The sequence below is a fragment of the bacterium genome, assembly GCA_041649255.1.
Taxonomy (GTDB): Bacteria; Hydrothermota; UBA3073; order JACQXS01; family JAQTXJ01; genus JAQTXJ01.
In genome coordinates, this window is sequence record JBAZNK010000007.1 from 86076 (window position 1) to 111014 (window position 24939).

The window sequence follows — 24939 nt, forward strand, 5'->3', positions numbered from 1 at the left end:
GTTCAGGATGACAGACAAATGTTGCTCTGTCTTCTCGGTTTTGTCATTCTGATCCGCCTCAGGCGGAGAAGAATCTCGTAGTTTGTCATTCTGACCTGCTAAGGCAAAGAAGAATATCTCTTTAGTCTGTTATTTCCCTATTCTCTCTTCTGTTTTCTTCAAATTCTGTTTCACCGCTTCATTATTCGGGGCTATTTTTAAAGCTTTCTTGTACTCGTCTCTGGCTAATTCAAGTTTTCCGCTCGCTCTATATACGTTCCCGAGATTATTATACGCTTCCAGATAATCGGGTTTTAGTCTTAATGCTTCTTTGTACTCTTTTATTGCTTCTTCAAATGATTCTTTCATTGTGCGGATGTCGTTCTGACTGTTATGTCCTTTTACCGCGTAACCGTTGCCAAGATTATTGTGCGCCTCTGCAGAAGTAGTATCCACTAACAATACTTTTTTATATTCTTTTATGGCTTCGTCAAATAACCTTTTATTTTGATAGAAAGTGGCAAGATGGGTACGCGCTTTTACGTAATTCGAATCTAACTTTAACGCTTCTTTGTATTCCATTATTGTTTCTTCTATTAGCCCCTGTGCTTTATAAACATCGCCAAGATTAATGTGCGCCTCTATGAGTTCGGGATTTATTTTTGTCGTATCGTTATACCCTTTTAGGGCTACTGCTCCCGCGTTTTTAGGAATAGTATGCATACCCGAAGTATTCTGCACCTTTTTGTATTCTTTTATTGCTTCTCCCGGCATTCCCTTGCTTACATATATATTCCCTAAATTATTATGCACGTTTGGATAATCAGGCTCTAATTTTAATACTTCATTGAATTCTTTTATTGCTTCGTCTAATATTCCTTTTTTCATATATACAACTCCAAGATTATTATGGATTTCAGGTAAATCCGGATCTAATCTTAACGCTTTCTCAAATTCTTTTATTGCTTCATCGAACATTCCTTTGCTTTCATACATAACTCCAAGATTGCCATATACTTCGGTATAATCGGGATTTAATAATAGCGCTGTTTTATATTCTTTTATTGCTTCATCTAATAAACCTTTTGCTGCGCAATAGGAACCAAGGCTGTTATGCGCTTGTGGAAAGTAAGGATTTAACCGTAATGCCTCCCTGTATTCTTTTAGCGCTTCGTCCAACATTCCTTTGCTTGCATATGTATTCCCGAGATTATTATAAACGTCCGGAGAATTAGGAGCTATTTTTAGCACTTCTTTGTACTCTTTTATTGCTTCATACAACATCCCTTTGCTTGCATAAGCATTGCCAAGATTATTATGCGCTACGGTATTGTCAGGATAATATTTCAACATATTCCTGCATATCGTAAATTCGTTCTTCCACACCCTGTTTTGTTTTATCGTAAGTCCTGCATACATAATAATTATTGCGGTAAAAACCGATATTATAACATATTTAAGTTTTGATAATGATGGCATCTCGAGCAATTTTACGATGCCTGTAGCTAAAATCATAAAAAACCCTACGGATGGGAAATACATCCAATGCTCAAGCATACTCCTTGTTAATGATAATAAGATGTTGGAAGTGGGAATAAAAAATATCAGGAACCAAAACGCTCCAAAGAAAATAATCTTACCTTGTTTACCTGTCTTGAACGAAGTTGAAAGATATGAATAAATTACTCCTGTCCCGATGATTAGTAATAAAAGAATAGACACCAAAACCTCAGGATTAAGAATGGAAGTTGCCGTCGGTATTGTCCTGTCCATATATAAATTAAACGGGAGTATAAGTAATTTGAAATATAAAACAATGCTTTTTAAGGTGGTAAGAATCCTCAAATATAAATCAGTACTGCTTTCCGTAAAACTTCCCAAATTTCGGGCATGAAACCTGAACCATATATAAGCTAAGCTAATTATGAAAAAAGGCGAGTAACTATATACTATTTTCTTGACCGGTTTTGGAACATCTGTTCGCCCCAATGAATAATCATACAATATTAGTATAAATGGAAACATTACTGCCATTTCTTTGGATAATAGCGCTAATATGAAAGATAGAATTGCGCCGGCATAATAAAGCCGTGCATGCTTGTCCGACTTTTGTTTGGTGGAAGGCGGAGAAGAATCTCTCACTTCTTTCAGAACAGTGTCCTCTTTGTCATTCTGAGTGAAACGAAGAATCTCTCTTTTATTAGATTCTTCATTTCGCTTCGCTCCATTCAGAATGACAGAAGGGGGTGTTTCATTCTGAATTTTAGCTTTTCTACAAGACTGTGTATATTTAATATACAGCATAAGCGCCAATAACAGGAAACTGCTTGCCATCGGGTCTGTTCTGGTAGAAATAAACGTTATTGCCTCCGTATGCATCGGATTGACTACGAAAAGCAATCCTGTAATGAATGCGATTTTCAGATTGCCGGAAATTAAATTGACGAAAAAATATACCAGTATTGCAGTTAACAAATGCCATAACAGATTACCGAGATGGTATCCGAATACGTTAAGCCGCCATAAGGAGTAGTCAAACATATAAGATACAACCTGGAGGGGACGATAATAAAAAAGAGCGGTTTTTCTTGAAGAGTCTGGCTTAAACTTAAATAAGTCTTTAAATAAGTTTTTTTCAACACAGGCTACATCCATATTAAAGACTTTAAATAAGTTGTTCCATTTCTTGATATATATATTGCGTGCTACTAAAATGGTATCGTCGTAAACGAATTCATTCTTGAAAGAATTTGCATATATAATAGCGCCGAGAACGATTATAAGAGAGATAGGAATAAAATGTTTTTTTTGCACAATGCCTTTCAGTCTTTTCATTATCCCGCTTCTCATTCTGCAAATATCTTAATTAAAGAATTTCCTAAGTCAAGTCAATTTTGTCCCCTGCCTTCGCCCTTTGTCATTCTCGCGAAAGCGGGAATCCATCTTATCTAATCTTTCTTTTCCTCTCTTTGCTGTGGAATATAATCTCTTATGCCTAAGTAGTTTTTCTGCTTTTATTTTCTTAATTCTTGGCGGCTTTGCGACTTTGCGTGAGAATTTCTGTTTTGTAAAGCTTCTTATCCAGCTTGCTGGACATTCTGAACGAAGTGAAGGGGAAGAATTTTTCTGACGTCCCTGTTTGCATATTCTTGGTAGGTTTTTGAAGAAGAATCTCACAGCAAACAGTTCAGTCTATTCCATTAATTCTCTGAATTCCTCTGCTGTCAATCCACTTTGCCGTATAATAGCTCTCAAAGTTCCTTTAGCAATTTCTTTATGGTTTGGCACTGTTAATCTGCGATAAGGTGGGTTTTCATTTCTTAGAATAATATGGCTTCCCGTTTGATGGTCTATAAAGTAGCCTATCTTAGCAAACATCTTGCAAACTTGTTTGCCTGAAATTATTGGTAATTTACTCAACTTGCGACCTCAACAATTTCTTCTTGAATTGATGGCGGAATAGGTTCATTATGCTTTTTTAAACTTGCTATATATCCATCAATTGCATCTTGAATATTCTCAATAGCTTCTTTCCGTGTTTTCCCTTGGGAAATACATCCCGGCAAAGAAGGACACTCAACGACAAAAACGCCATCCTCATCTTGTTCGATTAAAATTCTATATCTCATAAGATTTCCCCTTTTCGTGACAAAATATATCCTAAACTCCAAAAGTCAATTTTATTTTTATCTATTTTTTTAGACATTTGTCTATTCTATTGTACAGCCTTTGTCCGATTAAAAGCAGATTTCATAAAATAATCGCATGTTTATTTAACTCGGAATTCCCTGTTTTACCTGGATCGGATTGCAACATGGGTTGTTTTAATTTTTGTGTAATTTCGTGTTTTAGCGGCTAATTTTTTTCTAATCCGTGTCTAAAAATTTTTTCTGTTGATTTGTATCCTTTTATCCTGATTTTCTGATCCCCTGATATATTTTCTGCGTTATTCTGTGCAATTCTGTGGCTAAATTTCTTTTTTCGTGGTTTCTTAGTTTTTCGTACTGGAGTTTATCCCGCCCTGGCGGGGTGGTAATCTTTCCCTCTGTGTTCTCTGCGGTTTTTCTTTTTGTGTTTTAGCGGCTAATTTTTTTCTGTTGATTTGTATATTTAATATTTGATATTTTTAGAAACCCTTTGGCTTTAGCCATTAGGGATTCTTATCCAGCTTTGCTGGGAATATTTAATTTTGCTGTTCTACTTCATCCTTATCAACTTATACGTCACCTGCCCTTCTGTTTTCAGCCGACAGAAGTACTCCCCGCTGCTCAATAATTCGTTTTTACTGTTTTTCCCATCCCAGTAAACAATATGATTTCCAGGTTTCTGTCTTTCGTTTACAAGCGCTTTTACTACCTGCCCTGCGGAGTTATAGATTGTAATGTTTACATAAGCAGCCGTTGAACTTCCCGGTACGGAATAATCAATCGTTACTATTCCATTGCTCGGGTTAAGACTTCCAAGTTTTAACGAAATCGGAAAATTAGTCTCAAGTCTTGCAACTGCAGATACCGGCGTATGCCATACAGTGTTCCCTGCATTATCCACATCACCAAGTTTATACCAATAAGCAAGTCCCGGCGTTACTGTAGAATCGGTATATGTATAACTGTTCGGTCCTTTTCCTTTTGCGCTTAACTCGACAATCTTCGTATAACCGCTTTCCCGGGTGGTAGACCGTTGAAGTATCCATTTGCAATTATCTTTTTCCACTTCAGTTAACCAGTTTAGATTTATTCGCCCTATTTCCGAATTAGCCGTCATCCCTGTAAATTCAACTGCAAATGATTGGGTTGATTTCCCAAATACTAAATTTGCATAATATGGCCATGGGCCATCAGTATCACCCGTTTGAACGGCAGTAGTAGTCATTGAAGCGCTTGTTCCGAAATCCGTGTCCGGGTGAGAATGAGTTTCGGAAACATTTCCCTTGATTGCAGTAACGTCTGCGCCGCTTGCTGTAACCGAATTGCTATTAGCCAGATTGTCAGTAACGGCAGCAACCGAAATGTTTCTGCTGCCGGCTACACAAGCTGCATATCCTATCTGGTGTGTATGAGTCCCCCCGCCGCCTGTAGTTCCATAAGTAGAGGAAGGCTTAAATGTTCTTAAATAAAGCGCCCCTGTCGAAGAGTTGGATATGGTAGTCCAGTTGCTTGAGGCAATAGTATTATCAAACATTGCAATCATATTTTTAGGGATATAGTCCCCGCCGACTTTGGTTAACTTAAAGATACGAACCGTTATATAGTTTGGCTCCGCGGCAACTCCGGCAGTGTCTGTTGAATAAGTTCCTGCCGTAATAGTATGAGTATGGTTTTTTAAAATATAATTACCGGAAGTGGCTGAAGCCGCTGTGCCCGCGCTCATAAAATTTCCACTTGAAATGGTATGATTATGAGTTAGGTTTCCTCCTGTTGTCCCGACTTGAGTCAATGTATCTCCTCTTACAAATTTGCCGTCTTCATAAGCGACTTGTTCGGTCCAGCTTCCCGCCGGGTCAGGTCCGCTTGCATCAAATAATGCAATAATTCCCTCGGGAAGATACGGTTCCTCTCCTCCGGCTGTTGGCGTGATAAAAGCAAAATTTCGGTAAGGCGGTTCCGGATATGATGTGGTTGAGGATGTTAAGTTTACTCCCGGTGTACCGGCAGGATGAGTATGTGTGGCTAAATTATAATATCTGCCGCCGACTGATTTGGCAACCTGAGTCGAAAATGTTCCTGTCGCAGCTCCAAGTGCAGGAATAGTAAAACTATGAGAATGCCCGCCCCCTGAACCTCCCGTTACGTTACACCCTCTTATGAATTTTTGATAGTAAGTCCCTGTCCCGGGACCGGAACAGTTTTTCCAGTTAGCTGGAGCGCTTGCCCCATCCCATAATAAAATTATATTTGTAGCGGCAAGATTCCCCGCTACTGCTGTAAGTAACATAAATATAAACAAATACTTCATTCTTTTTTCTCTCATTTTTCTCCCCCATAAATATTTTTTATTCATAATTAATTACTATCCTCTTAAGCGATTCTATTATATATATGCTTCTTTTTCCCTTATTTGTCAAGTTCTTTCTATCCTTGCCTTTTGGATTTACTCTGTCATTCTGAACGAAGTGAAGGAGAAGAATTTTTCTGACGTCCCTGTTTGTCATTCTGAGTCCTCCTTTGTCATTCTGAGCGTAGCGAAGAATCTCTCTGTTCCCCCTTTTGTTTACAAGTTCATTTGGCTTTTCTTATTCAGTTCCACTGGACATTCTGAACGTACTGATTACAAGCCCTTAATTTATTATTTAGGGCTTTGTTATCCAGAAGCGTAGCGTAGGAAGAATCTCATAAAAATAGATTCTTCACTCCGCTACGCTCCGTTCAGAATGACAGACTCAAATCTTTCCATTCAGGATTAACAGACTCTATCAAAGCAATCTTCTTTATTCGTAACCAGCCTTTAATCTGTTTTTCTCTCTCAATTGCTATCCTTACATCGTCTGTTGACTCATAATATACAAGTTTAGTAATATTATACCTTTTTGTGAAACCACGAATCAGTTTGCTTCTATGTTCAGATACCCTTCGTTCTATGTCATTTGTTATGCCAGTGTATAATGTTTTTGACTTGTTGGTCATTATATATACATAATATTCTCTCATCTCTTTTTGTAGTTAGGAATGTTAACAAAGAATCTTATCACAAATAGATCCTTCGCTCCGCTCAGGATGACAGACAAAAACATTCTGTTCTCGTCCACCGTTTGTCATTCTGAACGAAGTGAAGAATCTCTGTCTCTTTGTTTGTAATTGTCCCGAGCCTTTTATGGAATATTTTCCTTCCCTGCCTACTGTTCTAATTATTGCTTGATTCCCATCTTTAACAGATTTTGCTTGGCTGTCTCGGAGTTGGGGTTTATCTTCAATGCCTCGTTATACTCCTCTATCGCTTTATTTAACAAACCTTTCTTCCCATAGGCATATCCTAAATTATTGTGCGCATCCACATACTTAGGATTCAAGCTTATCGCTGTGATGAATTCATTTATGGCGTTATCTAATGATCCTTTCTCCAGATAAATGGCTCCCAAATTATTATGTGCCTCCGGATAATTAGGTTTTATCCTCAATGCTTCCCTATATTCCTTCTCCGCTTCGTCAAATAACTTTTTTACATAATAAGCATTCCCAAGATTACTGTGTACATCAGGAAAATCGGGTTTCAGTCGTATTATCTCCTGGTATTCTTTTAATGCCTCGTCCAGCATTCCTTTCTTACCGTAAATATTCCCGATGCTGTTATGTATTTTTACACTGTCAGGCGCTAACCGGAGTACTTCTTTATATTCAGTCATTGCATTGTCCAATAACCCTTTTGCCTCATAAGCATTGCCAAGTTTAGTATGAATTTCTATTATACCGGTGGGACTTAATCCCAATGCTGTCGTATATTCTTTTATTGCTTCATCTACTAATCCTTTCTTAAGATAGGCATTCCCAAGGTTAACATGCGCATCTACGTTCTTCGAATTTAATTTTAATAGTTTTGAATTTTCGATTATAACGTTGTCAAATTCGCCTTTCTCTGTGTAAGCGCACGCAAGATTATTTATTATTGTTATGTCATCGGGATTTAGTTTTAAGGCTTTTTGATACTCAATTATGGCATCATCCAGTAACTTCTTTTTCGCATAATAAGTCCCGAGATTATTATGGGTTTCTACGGAGTTTGGGGCTAATCTCAGTGCTTCCTTGTATTCTTTTAATGCTTCATCCGATAATCCCTTGGCATCATAAGCAAGTCCAAGATTGTTATGCGCCTCAGGAAAATCCGGTTGTAACCTCAATGCTTCTTTGCTCTCCGCTATGGCCGCATCAAGCGAATCTTTTGCCGTATATATTCTTCCAAGGCTGTTGTGTACCCCTGCATTATTAGGAGTTATTTTTAATATTTCCCCGTACTCTTTTATGGCATCGTCCAGCAATCCCTTTCTCCAGTAATAACTTCCAAGATTATAGTGCGCCTCGACATTGTCGGGGCGATATTTTAACATATTCTTACATAATGTGGCTTCATCTTTCCAGATGGTATTTTGTCTTATGGTTAACCCGCTGTAAAGCCCTAAAAGTACAATAAATACTGCGTTTGAAATAAAAGAAGGACATACTTCCTGTGGTAATTCCAGAATTTTTGCAATCCCGAACCCGAGGATTATAAAGATACCTATGGATGGCACATATGCCCAATGTTCAAGCATCCCTCTCGGTAACTGCGTTACTACGTTTAATGTCGGAAAGAGAAATACTAAAAACCATACAATACTTAAAAATAAGGTTTTATTGTATTTATATGCCTTTACTGCCAATATTCCAATAATTATAAGTAAGACAATGGAAACTAAAACCGGAAAATTAAAAATGGAAGTTGCTGCTGATATAGTTCGATCCATATATAAATCGAATGGTAGGAAAAGTAACTTAATATAAAGAATAACGCTCTTGCAGGCCGTAAGAATTCTTAGATATAAGTTAAGCCCGCTTTTCAGAGACCATGGACCGAAATTCAGGATAGAAAATCTTAATGCAGCATAGATAATATCAATTATTATGAAAACCAAAGACCTTTTTAACAGATTAATTATAAACTTTATGTTTTTCTCTTGCTTGCTGAATAACCAATCATAGAGGATTAATATAAAAGGAAGTATTACTCCTGTTTCTTTTGATAGAATCGCTAATATAAAAGATATTACCGAACCTGCATAATAATAATTTCGTTTTGGTAAAGGGAATTTTCTATACTGGATGAACAGAATAAATGAAAGTAATAAAAAACTGCTTACCATAAGGTCAGTTCTGCCTGCAATAAAAGCTACCGCTTCCGTATTAATGGGATGCGCTACAAAAAGTAGCCCCGCAATTAATGAGACTTTTAAGTCCTTAAATAAAAGATTGACCAGAAAATAAAGTAATATTGCTGCCAGTAAATGCCATAACAGACTTGTCAGGTGATATCCCAAAACGTTAAGTCGCCAGAATGAATAATCAAACATATTGGATAAAGCTTGTAATGGTCTGTAATAATACGCAACGTTTCTACCCTGTTGGGGAAGGTCTTTAGCGCAGAATATATCCATATTAAAAAGTTTGGGAAGATTTTCCCATTTTTTAATGTAAATATTGTTTGTAATAAAAATGGCATCGTCATAAACAAAATCGTTGTTTAGGGAGTTTGCATATATAAAGATGCCAAGCCCTACGATAAGAAAAATAGGAATAAAATGTTTTTTAAGTTTCATTAAAAAATTCCCTGTCTACAACTAAATTAGAGCCATTATCCTGATACGCTTTTGTTTGTCAATAAAATTTTACAGAAAAAGCTTTACGGGGAAAATTACTTCTGAGGTTTGCTCATTTTTTATCCGTTCATCTCTAAAATATCAAAATATTGGATAGTTGGAAGCACATGTTCCTCTCTATTATTCCATTTGTAGGAAATGGTTTCAAACCATTCCTAATCTTTAATTTTTGCGTTTTTCCGTTCTTTAATCTTTGCTTTTCTGTTAATATTATTATCCTGAACGGAGCGAAGAGATTTTTTCTGTGCCGTTCTGTGGCTAAATTTATTTTTTGTGCTCTGTTTTTAGTGCTTTAGTGCCTTTGTGGCAAATCTTTTCTTATCTGTATTGTTTTTTTTCTGATCTGTCTGTTCTATTTTTTTTCTCAGTTTTAAACTTTACATCCTTGACATTGGGAACACTTTAATGTAACTTGTTTATAAAGATGAGAAAAAGAATATTTGACTTTAGCCTGACTGCCAACAAACGTGTCCAGATAGTTCTTGTTGCTATTCTTCTGTTTTCTATTTTCCTCCAGACAGTTTTAAGTATGAAAAACAACTCTGCAACTTATGATGAAGTCGCCCATTTGCCGATAGGATACTCGTATTTAAAAACAGGTGACTTTCGTATGAACGTAAATATGGGACACCCCCCCCTGATAGAAGAATTGTGCGCTTTGCCTTTGCTTTTCTTAAATTTGGATTTCCCGGTAAATCGTGAAGCCTGGAATGCAAGCGATGTATGGAGTTATGGACTCTCATTCCTTTATAATAATAAAATAGATGCGGATACAATTCTTTTTATAGGAAGAATTCCCGTAGTTATACTTTCCTGCATACTTGGATTGCTTTTGTTTTTATGGACTAAACAGCTTTTTGCCCCCGGGGCAGGATTATTTGCTTTGTTCCTTTATGCACTTTGCCCGAATATTATTACACATTCTTCCCTTATTACTACGGATTTGGGCGCAACACTGTTTATATTCCTTGCTGTATATACCTTCTGGAAATTTCTGAAAAAACCAGGTTGGCTCAATGCCGTTTTCTGGGGCGCCAGTACGGGATTAGCTATGGTTGCTAAATTTTCCGGTATTCTTCTTTTTCCAATATATATCGCTATCGGGGTAATATTTTATCTAAAAGAAAGAAACCTGAAAGGTATCTTCCGCCCACTCCTTTTAGCTGTCGGGATTGGTCTTTTTGTTATGGCGGCAGTTTATAAGTTTACTTCTATAGGTTCATATTTTTATGGGTATAAAGAAATGTTGCATACTATTAGTGGCGGGGCATCATTTCTTATGGGGAAATACAGTAATACCGGATGGCGACATTATTTTCTTATCGCTTTTCTTCTGAAAACACCAATACCGTCTTTGTTGTTTATTTTCTGTGGCTTATGGCTTTGCCGAAAACATAAAGATATATACTTTATCTATATTCCTATAATTTTCTTCTTTTTGTTTTCTTCATTCAGTAACAAACAACTTGGCTTAAGATATATGCTTCCCATATATCCTTTCTTATTCCTTTGCGCAGGCAACGTTATAAATTTTGTTTTCAAACAATGTAAATTAATCATCTGCCGACAGGCAGGATTAGTTGCTTTTTTTATTCTTTGTGGATGGGGCGTGTTTTCTCAGGTAAAGATTTTTCCCCATTATTTAGCGTATTTTAATGAATTTATTGGCGGACCTGATAATGGATGGAAATATCTGAGTGATTGTAATATTGACTGGGGACAGGACTTAAAGAGGCTGGGGACTTTTCTCAAAGAAGAAGATGTAAGTGATGTCATACTTTGTTATTTTGGGACTCCTCCTCCGGGGTATTATATTCCAAGGTTTCAGAGTTTCATAAGCATCCCTCTTATTGATTACAGGGGAGCAACTGTTAACTCCTTGACTCCCAAAAAAGAATATTTAGCCGTAAGCGTTACTCAACTAACGGGCGTCTATTTTATGGACCATAATGTTCTGGGCTGGCTTCGGAAATATAAACCCGTAAAAAAAATAGGCTACAGCATATTTGTATACGACATAACAGACAACGTTTGGGCACATCTACAACTTGGACAAATTTATGAAAGATACGGGGAACAAGTCCTTGCTCAAAGAGAATATTCCCGTGCCCAAATTATATACAATAACATAAAATAATTCCTTTCTTTGCTTTTCCTCTCTGTTCTCTATGGGGAAACTCTTTTATTTATTTGTTAATTCTAAATTTTATTTATTATTTTTTCTCTGCGTTCTCAGCGTCTTTTTGTTCTGTGCAATCTTGTTCCGTGATTTTGTGCCTTTGTGGCAGGGAATAAATTGAAAACTTGACAAAAATTTTTAACAAAATAATATTCTAAAAATGCTAAAACCAAAGGTAGTAATATTATGTGGCGGTAGAGGAACAAGACTTAAAGAGGAGACAGAAACTTCTCCCAAACCTTTGGTGGAGATTGGTGGGAAACCAATTCTATGGCATATAATGAAAACGTATGCGTACTATGGATTTAATGAGTTTATATTGTGTTTGGGATATAAAGGTCGGATGATAAAAGAGTATTTTCTTAACTATGAAACAATAAATAGTGATATAACTTTGAATTTAGGTAAAAAGGATATTAAAATACATAATCAAATTCAGGAAAAGGATTGGATAATTACTTTTGCAGAAACAGGCGAAGATGCGCAAACCGGCTCGAGAGTGAAGAAAATAAAAAAATATATTGATGGCGATGTATTTATGCTGACTTATGGAGATGGTGTGGCAAATATAAATGTTAAAGACCTTCTTGAATTTCATAAGTCGCATAAGAAAATAGGCACAATTACGGGTGTGAACCCATTGTCGAGATTTGGGGAACTTGTTATAAAGGGAAAACAAATAGTCGAGTTTAGCGAAAAAACTCAGGTCAGGGAAGGATTTGTCAACGGGGGATTTTTTGTATTCAATAGGAAGGTTTTTGACTATCTGAAAGATGGTGATAATTGTTATCTCGAAAATGAACCTCTGGAAAAATTAGCTTCAAGTGGGGAGTTAATGGTATATATGCACAAAGGGTTCTGGCAATGTGTGGATACGCAAAGAGAACTCGGGATACTAAATAATTTGTGGAAATCCCCTAATCCACCGTGGAAAATTTGGAAATAAAAAGAAAACAACAATGCCACAAAGTCACAAGAGACAAGAAATGAACAATAATTTTTGGAAAGATAAAAATGTTTTTGTAACTGGATGCACTGGGTTGCTCGGCTCCTGGCTTACTAAAGCTCTGGTCGAAAAAGAGGCTAATGTTGTAGGGTTAATAAGAGATTTAGTCCCTAAATCAAACTTAAATTGGTCTGGATTTAACGATAAAATCAATATTGTCAGGGGAGAAGTAGAAGATTATTTTCTTCTGGAACGTACTATAAACGAATACGAAATTGATACGGTCTTTCATCTGGCAGCACAAACTATAGTTACAACTGCCAACAGAAACCCGATTTCTACTTTTGAGTCAAATATAAAAGGAACTTGGAACATATTAGAAGCTTGCAGGAGAAATCCGTTAGTTAAAAGAATAATTGTAGCTTCAAGTGACAAAGCTTATGGGGACCAGGAAAAATTACCTTATAACGAAAAAAACTCTCTTGAAGGCAGACATCCTTATGATGTCTCTAAAAGTTGCACGGATTTAGTTTCGCAGTCGTATTATCATACATACAATCTTCCGGTTTGTATAACTAGATGTGGCAATTTTTATGGTGGGGGAGATTTGAATTTTAATAGAATCGTTCCCGGGACAATTCGTTCCGTATTTAATAATGAATCTCCGATTATAAGAAGCGATGGAACGCTTATCAGAGATTATTTTTATATTGAAGATGCCGTAGAATCATATTTACTACTTGCTGAAAAAATGGAAAAATTGAAAATCCAGGGCGAAGCCTTTAATTTTAGCAATGAAATCCAGATAACCGTTTTGGAATTGGTTAATAAAATTATAAAACTTATGGGAAGCGAACTAACTCCCAAAATTTTAAATCAGGCTCCCAATGAAATAAAACATCAATATTTGTCCGCAAAAAAAGCAAAAGATATTTTAAGTTGGACACCCCAATACAATTTGGATGACGGATTAAAAAAGACGATCGAATGGTATAAAGATTTTTTAAATAACTCCTTAAAGCAGGGTGAAAATTAATTTATCTGCCACAAAAATAGAAAACGAACATCATTTAATTACAGATAAAAAAATGGATACTATTTTTAATAACTTATTTGTTTTTGAAATGGCTAATAACCATATTGGAGACGTTGAACATGGCTTAAAAATTATTAGAGAAATATATCAGGTCAGCAAAAAATTTTCAGGCAGAGGCTTCAAATTTGGATTTAAACTTCAGTATCGACATTTAGATACTTTTATCCATCCGGATTTTAAAACGAAAACCGACATAAAATACGTCAAACGTTTTCAAGAAGCCCGCCTGAATGAAAATCAACTTGAAAAACTAAAAGATGAAATTACTAATCTTGGATTTGTCTCAATTTGCACTCCATTTGACGAAAATTCAGTTGATTTGATAGAAAAACATAAATTTGATATTATTAAAATCGGCAGTTGTTCTTTTACAGATTGGTTTTTATTGGAAAAAATTGCTAAAACGAACAAACCGATTATTGCTTCAACAGCCGGGGTATCTCTGGATGAAATTGATAAAGTAGTAAGTTTTTTCAAGCATAGAGGAAAACAATTGGCAATTATGCATTGTGTCGGAGAGTATCCTACGAAGGCAGAAAACTTACAATTAAATCAAATTGATTTATTCGTAAAACGATATCCCAATATACCAATTGGTTTTTCAACCCATGAAGACCCTGATAATATTGATTCCATAAAAATTGCGATAGCTAAAGGGGCGAGCGTATTTGAAAGGCACGTTACCGTTGTTGCAAAAGAATTCCCCAAAAACGCTTATTCATCAACTCCTGAACAAATTTCAAAATGGCTGGAGTCTGCCGATTTAGCTCTTCAAATATGCGGTATTTGTGGTGAGAGAGCGAAATTTACTAAAAAGGAATTGGCAGACGTTAGACAATTTAAACGTGGCGTTTTTGCGAGTAAGAAAATTTTGAAAGGTGAGAAGATAGATTTATCAAATACGTTTTTTGCATTTCCTAATCAGGATAATCAAGTGGTTGCCAATGATATGTCAAAGTATACCGAATTTAATGCAAAAAAGAATTTTAATGCTAATGAGCCAATAATGTCTGAAAATGTCAAACTAACGGAAACAAGAGAAAAAATTTATTCAATTGTGCAGAAGGTAAAGAAATTATTAAAGAAAGGAAAAGTAGTCGTTCCCGGTCAAACGGATTTGGAAATTTCTCATCCCTACGGAATTGACCGTTTTGATGAATACGGAATTACTATGACTACGGTGGTTAACCGGGAATATTGTAAAAAATTAATTATTATTCTGCCTAATCAAAAACACCCTGAACAATATCATAAAGAAAAAGAAGAAACTTTTGTCGTTATTTATGGGGATATTTTGTTGAGTCTTGACGGAAAAGAAAAAAAATACGGTTCGGGGGAAATTATAACGATAAAACGTGACGTAAAACATAGTTTTACCACAAAAACAGGCGCTATAATTGAAGAAATCTCATCTACACATTATAAGGATGATTCTTATTATACGGACAAAACAATATTAAAAAATAAGAACCGTAAAACCTTCCTAAGCTATTGGATAGAGTAGTTTGAATTTATAGGTATAAATTAAAAGTGAAGACAATTATATGGGATGTTGATGATGTACTTAATGATTTGATGAAATCCTGGTTCGAAAATATCTGGCTGCCGTCGAATCGGGGATGTCACTTAAGTTATAAAAATCTGACAAGTAATCCACCGAATGAATTGTTAAACCTAAAAAAAGAAGATTACTTTAAACTGCTGGATGAATACAGAAACTCTGATAAAGCAAGAAATATGAAACCGGACAAAAAAGTAATAAAGTGGTTTGAAAAATACGGTGAGAACTTCAGACATATAGCATTAACCGGAAGACCAACTCATACGGTTTCTGCGGCAGTGGAATGGGTTTTGTGCTATTTTGGGAAATGGATTAGAACGGTCAGTTTTATACCATCCGCTCGCCCAAAAGTATATATGCCAAGCTATGATAAAGATAAAATAGAATATTTGAAATGGTTCGGGAAAGCGGATTTTTTTATTGATGATAAAACCGATGATATTGAAGGTGCAAAGAAATTAGGAATAAAATCGTATCTGGTCTCTCAACCGTGGAATAATGCGAAATTAACTTTACCTGAGATTTTAGATTTATTGACAACAAATGAATAAAAAATTAAGCAAACTTTCGGATTTTGTTTTCAATTTTATTGAAAGTATTGGCGTAAAATATGTTTTTATGCTTCCCGGGGGCGGATGTATGCATCTCGTCGATTCTTTAGGTAAAAATCGGAAATTGAAATTTATTGCCAATTTGCATGAACAAGCCTCTGCTATTGCTGCAGACGCTTATAGTCAATATACAAATAATATAGGGGTAGCTCTTGTAACTACCGGTCCCGGAGGAACTAATGCCATTACCGGGGTTGTTGCTTCGTGGATTGATTCTGTCCCTGTGCTTATTATTTCCGGTCAAGTTAAAAGATCGGACTTGCTTGTTGGGAAAGGTGTTCGTCAAATGGGACCTCAGGAAGTAGACATTATTTCATTAGTGAAACCGATTACTAAATATGCAGTTACTGTTATGAAACCTGATGAAATAAAATTTCATCTTGAAAAAGCCTTTTATTTAGCAAAAGAAGGACGCCCTGGCCCTGTATGGATTGATATACCTTTAGATGTGCAAGGGGCAATTATTGATGAAAATAAATTAATTGGGTTTAAATCGACAAAAGTGGTAGGACACTTGTCCTCCTTTTGTTTGGAGGAGACATTTGGAATCCGCCTTAGGCGGAGCGGTGACTTGTCTGTCAAAGATTTTACACAGAAAACAACCGAAACAATCCGATTATTAAATCAATCCGAAAGACCGGTAATACTTGTTGGAAACGGAGTAAGGCTTGCTAATGGGATAGAAGAATTTCGGAAACTTATAAATATTTTACAGATCCCCGTTCTAACTACATGGAGAGCTTTAGATATTTTACCTGAAGATAACGACTTGTATATTGGTAGACCCGGTTCTATTGGCCAAAGAGGAGCTAATTTCGCTCAACAGAATGCAGATTTAATAATCTGTATCGGTGCCCGCTTGGATGTGGGACAAATAGCTTTTAGTTATAATAACTTCGCCAGAGGAGCTAAAAAAGTTATTGTTGATATTGATAAAAATGAAATAAATAAAGTAACGACTAAAATTGATATTGCTTTTAATATTGATGCAGGAATTTTCTTGAATGCTCTTATAAAACAGAGTAATAAAATAAAGATAGATACTTCAAAATGGCTCAAAAGATGTCAAAACTGGAAGAAAAAGTACCCGGTTGTCCTATCTGAATATATGGAACATCCGTCTACCTCAGGCGGAGCGTCGAAAAAAGAAAAAGGATATGTAAATACTTATGCATTAGTTGAAACATTATCAAAATTATTAACTAATAACGATGTGATTATTCCGGGAAGTTCAGGTAGTTGTAGTGAAATAACTTTACAAGCTTTTAAAGTAAAAAAAGGTCAAAGAGTTTTTAATTCTCCGGGATTAGGGGCAATGGGATTTGGACTACCTGCAAGTATTGGTGCTTGTATTGCGAGTGGCAAAAAAAGAACTATTTGTTTAATAGGGGATGGGGGACTTCAACATAACATTCAGGAATTGGAATTATTGAAAAGATATCAACTGCCAATAAAATTATTTGTTTTAAATAATAATGCTTATGCATCAATCAGAACTACTCAAAATAGATATTTTAATGGCAATCTGGTAGCTTGCGACCCTTCCAGTGGCTTAACATTGCCGGATACAATAAAAATATCAAACGCTTATGGATTAAAAACATTTAAAATAAATAATCAGGATAAGATGGAAGAAAAAATTAACACGATGCTCAATTATGATGGACCGGTTATATGTGAAGTTATCGTAAACCCTGATTTCTTAACTCAACCTAAAATATCATCAGAAATTAAGTCGAATGGCAAAATAGTTTCAAAACCTATGGAAGACCTATGGCCATTTTTAAATAGAAAAGAGTTTAAAGCAAATATGATTGTAAAACCTATAGAAAAATAAGACATATTTAACGATTTTATGATTATACAAACGGTAAATTCAAAGGACGAGAATAACAAAAGAAGTCTTCTAAAAAAAGAAAAACCCTACGTTTATGAAAAAATCCTTAAGTTTGATGAAAAAGTTCGGCGTGGCGAAAGTATTGCAATAGTTCAGATACAATACAATTATAGCTGTAATATGACTTGCCAACATTGTTCAATAAAAGGTTTGCAGGGACAAAGAATAGGCAATCGTCGTATTATGACACCCGAAGCAGTCAAAGATTTAGCACGACAAGCCGATGAACTGGGACTCGCCCGCTTTGAGATCAATGGGGGTGAGCCTTTTGTCAACAAAGATTATGATGCAATAGTCGAGGCGATTGACCCACAAAAGTTCTATATCAACAGTGTTACTAATGGCTGGTTACTTGATGATAAACGCGCAAAACATTTGAAAGCCATAGGAGTTGATAGAATTCAGATTAGTATTGACAGCCTTAATCCTGAAGAACATGATTCTTTTCGCCAACGAAAAGGGTCACATACAAAAGCGCTTCAGGCAGTTGAAGCCTCACGTAAAGCCGGGTTAGCGGTTTTTGTAAGCACTGTGGTAACCAAGCAGCGCTTGTATTCCGATGAACTTATTGAATTTATCAAGTATTTTAACAGTAGAGATATTGGCGTTTTTTTGACTTTTGCAAAGCCCGTTGGAGCATGGCAAGGAAATTTTGACGTATTGATTAATCGTGAAGATTTTGATTATGTAAAGGATATGGAAAAGAAGCATAAGATTTTCAACCACTTAACGCCTGCTTATGGACTTAACTTGGGATGCACGGCTGTAAAGGGGATGGTCTGCGTTACTCAGTATGGTGATGTTTTGCCCTGCCAGTATATTTTTGTTTCCTTGGGTAACATTTTTAAGCAATCCTTGCGGGAAATCATTCAAACAGGTTTGAATATTAAATATTTTGGCGAATATGTTGATACTTGCCTTATCGCTGAAGATAGAAATTTTATTAATAAATATATAGTGAATAAGGTATATAATAAACCATTGCCGGTTCTATATACGGACGTTTTTACGAGCGAAGATATAACGGAAATTCCGTTTAATAAGTCACTGTGATATTATCATAATTCGAGAGGAGTGTGTATAAATGAATATTGTCATTATGGGCGCTACGTCTCATGTTGCTAAAGGTTTGATTAATCAGTTTCTCCAAAGTAACGATTTTCACTCGCATCTCTTTACGCGTTCGGAAGATAAACTTCAAAATTTTTTGAACGCAATCAACAAACCTAAAAATGTAAATTATACTATTTGTACCGACTACAACCTCTTTTCGTCTTTTTCTTACGATGTAATCATCAATTGCGTTGGCGTGGAAACAAGAAATAAAAATAATTGTGATTTTACAAGATACTTTACAGTAACCGAAAAATTTGATAACATTGCCATTGAATATTTGCAAAATAAAAATCCTGCTGCATTATACATCAGTCTAAGTAGTGGAGCTGTATATGGCATTGGGTTTTCTACTCCGGCGGGAGAAAATTCCGTTAATCATCTTCCTGTTAATCATATTGTCCCGGAGGATTATTATGGTATTGCACGAATCAATGCCGAGGCAAAACATCGTGCCCATAGTAACCTCAGGATAATTGACCTGCGGATTTTTTCCTACTTTAGCAGGTTTATAAACCTTGAAGATGGCTATTTTATCACGGATTTGATGGAAGCTATCCTGAATAAAAAAATCCTTATTACCGATAATACAAATATTGTCCGTGATTATCTTCACCCTAAAGACCTTTTTGTAATGATTGTGAAATGTATTGCTGCCGGAAACCTAAACTTTGCTTTTGATGTAAATAGTTCTCATCCGGTAACAAAACAGGAAATTCTTGATTACTTCGTCTCGGAATACGGATTGAAATATGAAAACCGACATTGTTCGCAGAATGTCAGCGCTACCGGTCCTAAAAGTAATTACTACTCAACTAATGATCAAGCTTCCCGTATTGGTTATATGCCACAATTTAGTTCTCTGGATACGCTTAAGTGCGAAGCTAAATACATTTTGACAAACAAACGGATAAACATTGAAAAAGAAAGTCCAACGGAATAATTAGGAGGGGACTTGAACATTTCGGATGCTATAGCAATTCTGGATAAACAAACTTTAAATCCATCAACGGGTTTGCCCGAAGAATTGTTCTTTTACATCAGCAGGACAACTCCTTTGGTTAACGTTGACCTTCTTATAAAAGATGAAAATAAACGTACACTTTTATCATGGAGAGATGATAAATATTGTGGAAAAGGATGGCATTTGCCGGGCGGAATTGTTAGATTTAAGGAAACATTGGAAACAAGAGTTAAAAAGGTGGCTGAAACCGAAATAGGTGTTGATATGGATTTTAATACGACTCCAATAGCATTAAACCAGGTTATAATTCCTGAACACAATATAAGAGGACATTTTATTTCTATTTTATATAAATGTTTTCTCCATGGTACATTTATTCCTGAAAACAAAGGGCTTTCTCCGGAGGACGTAGGTTATCTTATGTGGCATGATTTTTGTCCTGATAATTTGGTGAAAGTTCACGAAATGTATAGGAAATATGTATAAAAATCATAAAATTTAAAGGAGTTATATATTGAAAGCCAGAAATATTAGCGGACAAGCACCCGGGGGAAAAAGAACAGTATTAGCAAAAGTCCTTCCTCTGGATACTCCTATTTTGGTGCAGATATTTCCAATCTATGCTTGCAATTTTAAGTGTAATTATTGCGTTTTTTCAGTGGATAAGAAGAAACGGGGGTTTATTTCAGATAAAAATATAATGGATTTTGGTTTATACAAAAAATGTATAGACGACATTGCTCTATTCCCAAACAAATTAAAAACATTGCGTTTTGTAGGAATGGGAGAACCACTTTTACATAAAAATATAACAGGTATGGTTAAATATGCAGTTTCGAAAAATATTGCAAATAGAGTAGAGATTCTTACGAATGCATCACTTTTAACTCCTAAACTGTCAGATTCTCTCATCTCTGCCGGGTTATCAAGATTAGTTGTGTCTTTACAAGGAACAACAAAAAAAGAATATCAAAAAATATGCAAGGTAAATGTAGATTTTGAAAACTTGGTCGAGAACTTGAAATATTTTTTTAAAAATAAAGGCAATACCCAAGTATATATTAAAATTATAGATTGTGCGATAGGTAGCAAGGACGAGGAACAAAGATTTTACGAAATTTTTGGAGATATTTGCGATACTATTGCAATTGAACATGTTGGTCCCATCTTTCCCTATGTAGACTATAAACACTTGTTAAAAAATAAGAATCTCAAACTTACTCAGTTCGGATTGCCTGTATCGGAAGTTCAAATTTGTCCACAACCCTTTTTTACCCTGCAAATTAATCCGGACGGGAAAGTAGTCCCTTGTTATTCTATTATATATCCAACTATTATGGGCGATTGCAATAACCAGTCTGTATGCGAAATATGGAATGGTAAACAGTTTCAACATTTTAGACGCGAGATGCTTGACGGAGCTAAAAATGTCTGCGATATCTGTGCGGATTGTAAAATCGTTAAACATAGATTATTTCCCGAAGATGTCTTGAATAATGATGCCGAACGGCTTAAAAAGTTTTATAAATTTTGAAAATAAAAAATAAAGGGTAAAAAGAAGATATAATGTCACGCTTTTCATATTATATTGAAATGTCAAAAGAAATACACCTGTTAAAGGCGACACCCAAAGTTTGGAATTACATAAAGTATCGTTTTTTAAAGCGAAAGGCTTTGATGTCCGTGCGGCGGTATACACCCCAGATTGCCTCATTGTTTCTCACTATGCGATGCAACCTAAATTGCGGGTACTGCAATTCGGCAAAAATCTTCCGGGAAGGAAAAGTGAACTGGCGTGAAAGTGAAGCAACTCTTGGAAAAGTCAAGAGTATTTTTGCAAACCCATTATTCGCGAACTGCATATTTGTTGATCTATCTGGAGGAGAACCTCTATTGGTACAAGATCTGGACCATATTGTTGCTTATCTGGCAAAACGTGGACATACTACGAATGTTATCACTAATGGGTTATTATTGAATGAACGCATTGTGGAGTTGAAACGTGCCGGAGTTTCACGAATCAGTATCTCTCTATATGATGAAAACCTGTCGGCTATGAAAAATGAACTCGAAGAAATTAATAAAGTTTTTCCTGTACATACAAGTATTGTGCTATTACGAAGTGCAATAGAAAAAAATTCTGATAAAATTCTTGATATGGCACGTTTCGCATATAAGTCCGGATGTCTTAGCCTGCGTTTCTTTATGTATCGACCGTTAGGTGTAGATCCGGATATTAAAGAAATAATCACCGATACATATCCTGCCTATATAGAATTCCGTCACATGATGGAAGATGCGTTGCCGGAGTTTTGTGTCTGGCCGGCAGTGATTAAGACAAAAACTGTGAAGAAACTTTGCCCGCAGTTGTGGCAACGTATCAGTTGCGATATGCTGGGAAATATGCTAATATGTTGTGGCACCGATATGATGCTACAGGGAAAGAACAGTAACCTTTTTCATAGTGAACCGGATATTCTTTTTAATCATTCTACCTTGTTGGATATGCGTAAACAACTTCTATCCCCCGGATGTGAACCACCGGATATCTGTAAAACCTGTAATTTATTAGGAGATCCGGGCTGGTAGCCGAATTATAAAATAATATGACAGAAGAACTTAAAAAAAGGAAAACTTTGATGTCGAACTTTTCGTTATATATTGAGATGTCAAAAAAAATACGCTCGTTACAAACGGCACCTAAAGTTTGGAATTATATAAAATATCGCTGTCTAAAGAGGAAGACGGTGATGTCTGTGCGACGGTATACGCCACAAATTGGTGCACTCTTATTAACTTCGAGATGTAACCTCAATTGTGGATATTGCGGAGCGGCAAAAATCCTCAGGGAAACTAATGGTAGATTGTTAGAAAACGATGCCAATCTTGAGAAGGTTCAACGTATTTTCACTAATCCATTATTTGCAAATTGCTTGTTGGTTGAATTGCAGGGGGGCGAACCATTATTGGTTGAAGATTTGGACCGTATTGTTGCGTATCTTACAAGACGGGGACATATTACCAACATAATTACGAATGGGTTGCTTCTTGCTGACCGTATTGCTGATTTGAAAAATGCCGGAGTTTCACGAATAGAAGTTTCCCTCTATAATGAAAATCAAACAGTTATGAAACGTGATCTTGCAAAAATTAACAGGACCTTTCCCGTAAATACAAGCATTATGTTGTTGCGGAGTATGGTAGAGAAAATGCCTGACAAGCTTCTGGAAACAGCTCGTTTTGTCCATGATACCGGATGTCGTGGTTTGCACTTTTTGATGTATCGTCCAATAGGTTTGAATCCAAAACCGGAAGAGGTAATTAGGAATACCGATCCTGCCTACTTGGAATTCCGCCGCAGAGCGGAAGATGTTTTGCCGGGATTTTGTTCATGGCATTCAACGGTCAATTCCGGAACAGTAAAAAAACTTTGTCCACAGTTGTGGCAGCGTATAATGTGTGATATGTTGGGAAACGTAGTAATTTGTTGCGGTATAGGGGAGACATTGAAAGGACCAAATAGTAACTTATTTAAAACTGAACCGAATATCTTGCTTAACCATCCAATGCTGGTAAATATGAGAAAACAACTTATAGATCCTAAATGCGATTCTCCGGATATATGTAAAATATGTAATCTATTGGATGATCCCGGTTGGTAATAGCGCTATTACCAAAGTTTTTTGCCCCCAAAACAATGGCTACAATTTTTTCTTGTCTAACAAGGATGTAAGCTTTATATTGACAAAATAGAAGATATCCTATAAATGTAAATTTGGTTGTTCTCTTTAGTATGGAGGATATTAAGACATAAAGACATATGAAAAAGATTTCAGTTATTACCAGTTGTTATAATGAAGAGGAAACCATTAGAGATGTGTATGAAAAAATTAAAGAAATATTTGTTGATTTGAAAAATACTTATGAATACGAACATATATTTATGGATAATTGTAGTACCGATAAAACCCTTTCTATTTTGAAAGATATTGCCGCTAACGATAAGAAAATAAAAATTTTGTCATATTCCAAAGATTTTGGTCCCTTGAAAAGCGCAATGGTTGGCTATACCTATGCAACCGGAAATGCAGTAATTAATTTTGAAGCAAACTTAAAAGACCCTCCCGAATTAATTAATACTTTTATAAAATACTGGGAAGAAGGATTTGATGTGGTCTATGGTATAAGAAAAAAAACCGGGGATAAGTTCTTTATGCGTTTTATGCGTAGATTCTTTTATTGGTTCTGTAATGTTTTATCCCGGGAAAATCTACCGTTAAATGTGGGCGGATTTTCCTTGATAGACCGTAAAGTTGTTAACGAACTGATTAAACTGGACGACCACAAACCATACACCCGGGGTCTAATAACATCAATCGGGTTTCAACAGATTGGCATTGAATACGTAAGAGGAAAAAGGCCAAAAGGCAAATCTAAAAGCGATATGGATTATCTTATTGATTTTGCCATTAATGCAATTATTAGTTATTCCATTAAGCCAATTAGGTTTTGTACTTTTATAGGAATGGGGTTGGCAGGATTGAGTTTTATGACTGCAATAGTATATTTTATTCTCAAATTGTTCTTTTGGCATGCGCAGATTCCTGCTGTATCTGCCTTGATTATGGCGGTTCTGTTTTTTGCGGGAATTCAACTTTTTTTCCTTGGAATAATAGGCGAATATGTTGGCGCTATCCATTCTCAAGTGCGTAAAAAACCGTATGTTGTTGTCAGAGAAAAGATTAATTTTGATGAAACCGAGGACAATAAAGGAAAAGAAAAATAGTAAAAGATTTAATACAATGACAGGATTTACAGGATTAGTTTAATACAAAAATAATTTGATGAAATACGAAAATATAACAAACAATATATTAAGCGCAGCATTTAAAGTTTATAATACTCTTGGCTTCGGATTCCTTGAGAAAGTATATCAAAATGCTATGCTGATTGAGTTAAAGAAATATAATTTAAAAGTGGAATCTGAGAAATCAATAAAGGTGTATTATGAGGAGACTATTGTTGGTGAATATATGGCAGATTTAGTAGTGGAGGATAATATAATTGTGGAATTAAAAGCAGTCGAAGGATTGAATAAAAAGTTTGAGGTACAGTTAGTTAACTACTTAACAGCAACTGGGTTGGATGTTGGGTTGTTGTTAAACTTTGGGAAAGAGAGTTTAGAATACAAACGGAAAGAAAGATTCTTAAATAAAAATCCTGTTAATCCTGTCAAATAAAGTTTTAAAT

General features: G+C 35.7%; 21 protein-coding genes. 14 read left to right on the forward strand and 7 right to left on the reverse strand.

Going from position 1 to position 24939, the window contains the following annotated elements:
* Positions 1-129: 129 nt before the first annotated feature.
* The 7 genes from WC614_06275 to WC614_06305 form a co-directional block, all read right to left on the reverse strand.
* Positions 130-2829: a tetratricopeptide repeat protein gene (locus WC614_06275; protein ID MFA5032606.1), complete on the reverse strand. Its 2700-nt coding sequence runs from the start codon at positions 2827-2829 to the stop codon at positions 130-132.
* Positions 2830-3171: 342 nt separating this feature from the next.
* Positions 3172-3399, reverse strand: coding sequence for a type II toxin-antitoxin system HicA family toxin (locus tag WC614_06280; GenBank protein MFA5032607.1), 228 nt, complete (start codon positions 3397-3399; stop codon positions 3172-3174).
* The gene (locus WC614_06285) at positions 3396-3608 is read right to left on the reverse strand and encodes a type II toxin-antitoxin system HicB family antitoxin (protein ID MFA5032608.1); all 213 of its coding nucleotides are present in this window, start codon (positions 3606-3608) and stop codon (positions 3396-3398) included. The genes WC614_06280 and WC614_06285 overlap by 4 nt, the downstream gene beginning before the upstream one ends.
* 568 nt (positions 3609-4176) lie before the next feature.
* On the reverse strand, positions 4177-5949 hold the full coding sequence (locus WC614_06290; GenBank protein ID MFA5032609.1) for a FlgD immunoglobulin-like domain containing protein: 1773 nt from the start codon (positions 5947-5949) through the stop codon (positions 4177-4179).
* A gap of 22 nt (positions 5950-5971) precedes the next feature.
* Complete coding sequence (locus WC614_06295) at positions 5972-6130, reverse strand: hypothetical protein (protein ID MFA5032610.1); 159 nt, start codon at positions 6128-6130, stop codon at positions 5972-5974.
* A 214-nt stretch (positions 6131-6344) separates the two neighbouring features.
* On the reverse strand, positions 6345-6626 hold the full coding sequence (locus WC614_06300; protein ID MFA5032611.1) for a GIY-YIG nuclease family protein: 282 nt from the start codon (positions 6624-6626) through the stop codon (positions 6345-6347).
* A gap of 197 nt (positions 6627-6823) precedes the next feature.
* Positions 6824-9262: a tetratricopeptide repeat protein gene (locus tag WC614_06305; GenBank protein MFA5032612.1), complete on the reverse strand. Its 2439-nt coding sequence runs from the start codon at positions 9260-9262 to the stop codon at positions 6824-6826.
* A gap of 484 nt (positions 9263-9746) precedes the next feature.
* Here WC614_06305 and WC614_06310 point away from each other — a divergent pair, with 484 nt between their 5' ends.
* The 14 genes from WC614_06310 to WC614_06375 all read left to right on the forward strand — a co-directional run bounded on the left by WC614_06310 (position 9747) and on the right by WC614_06375 (position 24929).
* Positions 9747-11459 (forward strand): glycosyltransferase family 39 protein, encoded by a 1713-nt coding sequence (locus WC614_06310; protein ID MFA5032613.1) that lies wholly within the window; start codon positions 9747-9749, stop codon positions 11457-11459.
* Between the two features lie 202 nt (positions 11460-11661).
* On the forward strand, positions 11662-12447 hold the full coding sequence (gene rfbF / locus WC614_06315) for a glucose-1-phosphate cytidylyltransferase (protein ID MFA5032614.1): 786 nt from the start codon (positions 11662-11664) through the stop codon (positions 12445-12447).
* A gap of 40 nt (positions 12448-12487) precedes the next feature.
* Positions 12488-13483 (forward strand): GDP-mannose 4,6-dehydratase, encoded by a 996-nt coding sequence (locus WC614_06320; protein MFA5032615.1) that lies wholly within the window; start codon positions 12488-12490, stop codon positions 13481-13483.
* Complete coding sequence (locus WC614_06325) at positions 13473-15047, forward strand: N-acetylneuraminate synthase family protein (protein ID MFA5032616.1); 1575 nt, start codon at positions 13473-13475, stop codon at positions 15045-15047. The genes WC614_06320 and WC614_06325 overlap by 11 nt, the downstream gene beginning before the upstream one ends.
* Positions 15048-15073: 26 nt before the next feature.
* Entirely contained in the window at positions 15074-15655 is a 582-nt protein-coding gene (locus tag WC614_06330) for a hypothetical protein (protein MFA5032617.1), read from the forward strand.
* Positions 15648-17552: a thiamine pyrophosphate-binding protein gene (locus tag WC614_06335; GenBank protein ID MFA5032618.1), complete on the forward strand. Its 1905-nt coding sequence runs from the start codon at positions 15648-15650 to the stop codon at positions 17550-17552. Before WC614_06330 ends, WC614_06335 begins: the two co-directional genes overlap by 8 nt.
* Before the next feature lie 18 nt (positions 17553-17570).
* A complete protein-coding gene (locus tag WC614_06340) occupies positions 17571-18665 on the forward strand; it encodes a radical SAM protein (protein MFA5032619.1) in 1095 nt (364 codons plus the stop codon).
* Between the two features lie 31 nt (positions 18666-18696).
* Positions 18697-19668: an NAD(P)-dependent oxidoreductase gene (locus tag WC614_06345; protein ID MFA5032620.1), complete on the forward strand. Its 972-nt coding sequence runs from the start codon at positions 18697-18699 to the stop codon at positions 19666-19668.
* Positions 19669-19680: 12 nt separating this feature from the next.
* Positions 19681-20175, forward strand: a complete 495-nt coding sequence (locus WC614_06350; GenBank protein ID MFA5032621.1) for an NUDIX domain-containing protein — start codon at positions 19681-19683, stop codon at positions 20173-20175.
* A gap of 28 nt (positions 20176-20203) precedes the next feature.
* On the forward strand, positions 20204-21223 hold the full coding sequence (locus tag WC614_06355) for a radical SAM protein (GenBank protein MFA5032622.1): 1020 nt from the start codon (positions 20204-20206) through the stop codon (positions 21221-21223).
* A gap of 191 nt (positions 21224-21414) precedes the next feature.
* Positions 21415-22278: a radical SAM protein gene (locus WC614_06360; protein ID MFA5032623.1), complete on the forward strand. Its 864-nt coding sequence runs from the start codon at positions 21415-21417 to the stop codon at positions 22276-22278.
* A gap of 161 nt (positions 22279-22439) precedes the next feature.
* Positions 22440-23351 carry a radical SAM protein gene (locus tag WC614_06365; protein MFA5032624.1) on the forward strand — a complete coding sequence of 304 codons (912 nt, stop codon included), beginning with the start codon at positions 22440-22442 and terminating at the stop codon, positions 23349-23351.
* A gap of 158 nt (positions 23352-23509) precedes the next feature.
* Entirely contained in the window at positions 23510-24475 is a 966-nt protein-coding gene (locus tag WC614_06370; GenBank protein ID MFA5032625.1) for a glycosyltransferase family 2 protein, read from the forward strand.
* Positions 24476-24533: 58 nt separating this feature from the next.
* On the forward strand, positions 24534-24929 hold the full coding sequence (locus tag WC614_06375) for a GxxExxY protein (GenBank protein ID MFA5032626.1): 396 nt from the start codon (positions 24534-24536) through the stop codon (positions 24927-24929).
* Positions 24930-24939 lie beyond the last annotated feature (10 nt).

Bases quoted from the DNA above. Each gene is read 5' to 3' on its own strand.
- WC614_06275 (MFA5032606.1), bottom strand. From the start codon at position 2,829: ATGAGAAGCGGGATAATGAAAAGACTGAAAGGCATTGTGCAAAAAAAA.
- WC614_06285 (MFA5032608.1), bottom strand. From the start codon at position 3,608: ATGAGATATAGAATTTTAATCGAACAAGATGAGGATGGCGTTTTTGTC.
- WC614_06290 (MFA5032609.1), bottom strand. From the start codon at position 5,949: ATGAGAGAAAAAAGAATGAAGTATTTGTTTATATTTATGTTACTTACA.
- WC614_06295 (MFA5032610.1), bottom strand. From the start codon at position 6,130: ATGACAAACAGGGACGTCAGAAAAATTCTTCTCCTTCACTTCGTTCAG.
- WC614_06300 (MFA5032611.1), bottom strand. From the start codon at position 6,626: ATGAGAGAATATTATGTATATATAATGACCAACAAGTCAAAAACATTA.
- WC614_06305 (MFA5032612.1), bottom strand. From the start codon at position 9,262: ATGAAACTTAAAAAACATTTTATTCCTATTTTTCTTATCGTAGGGCTT.
- WC614_06310 (MFA5032613.1), top strand. From the start codon at position 9,747: ATGAGAAAAAGAATATTTGACTTTAGCCTGACTGCCAACAAACGTGTC.
- rfbF (MFA5032614.1), top strand. From the start codon at position 11,662: ATGCTAAAACCAAAGGTAGTAATATTATGTGGCGGTAGAGGAACAAGA.
- WC614_06320 (MFA5032615.1), top strand. From the start codon at position 12,488: ATGAACAATAATTTTTGGAAAGATAAAAATGTTTTTGTAACTGGATGC.
- WC614_06335 (MFA5032618.1), top strand. From the start codon at position 15,648: ATGAATAAAAAATTAAGCAAACTTTCGGATTTTGTTTTCAATTTTATT.
- WC614_06340 (MFA5032619.1), top strand. From the start codon at position 17,571: ATGATTATACAAACGGTAAATTCAAAGGACGAGAATAACAAAAGAAGT.
- WC614_06345 (MFA5032620.1), top strand. From the start codon at position 18,697: ATGAATATTGTCATTATGGGCGCTACGTCTCATGTTGCTAAAGGTTTG.
- WC614_06360 (MFA5032623.1), top strand. From the start codon at position 21,415: ATGCGATGCAACCTAAATTGCGGGTACTGCAATTCGGCAAAAATCTTC.
- WC614_06365 (MFA5032624.1), top strand. From the start codon at position 22,440: ATGTCTGTGCGACGGTATACGCCACAAATTGGTGCACTCTTATTAACT.
- WC614_06370 (MFA5032625.1), top strand. From the start codon at position 23,510: ATGAAAAAGATTTCAGTTATTACCAGTTGTTATAATGAAGAGGAAACC.
- WC614_06375 (MFA5032626.1), top strand. From the start codon at position 24,534: ATGAAATACGAAAATATAACAAACAATATATTAAGCGCAGCATTTAAA.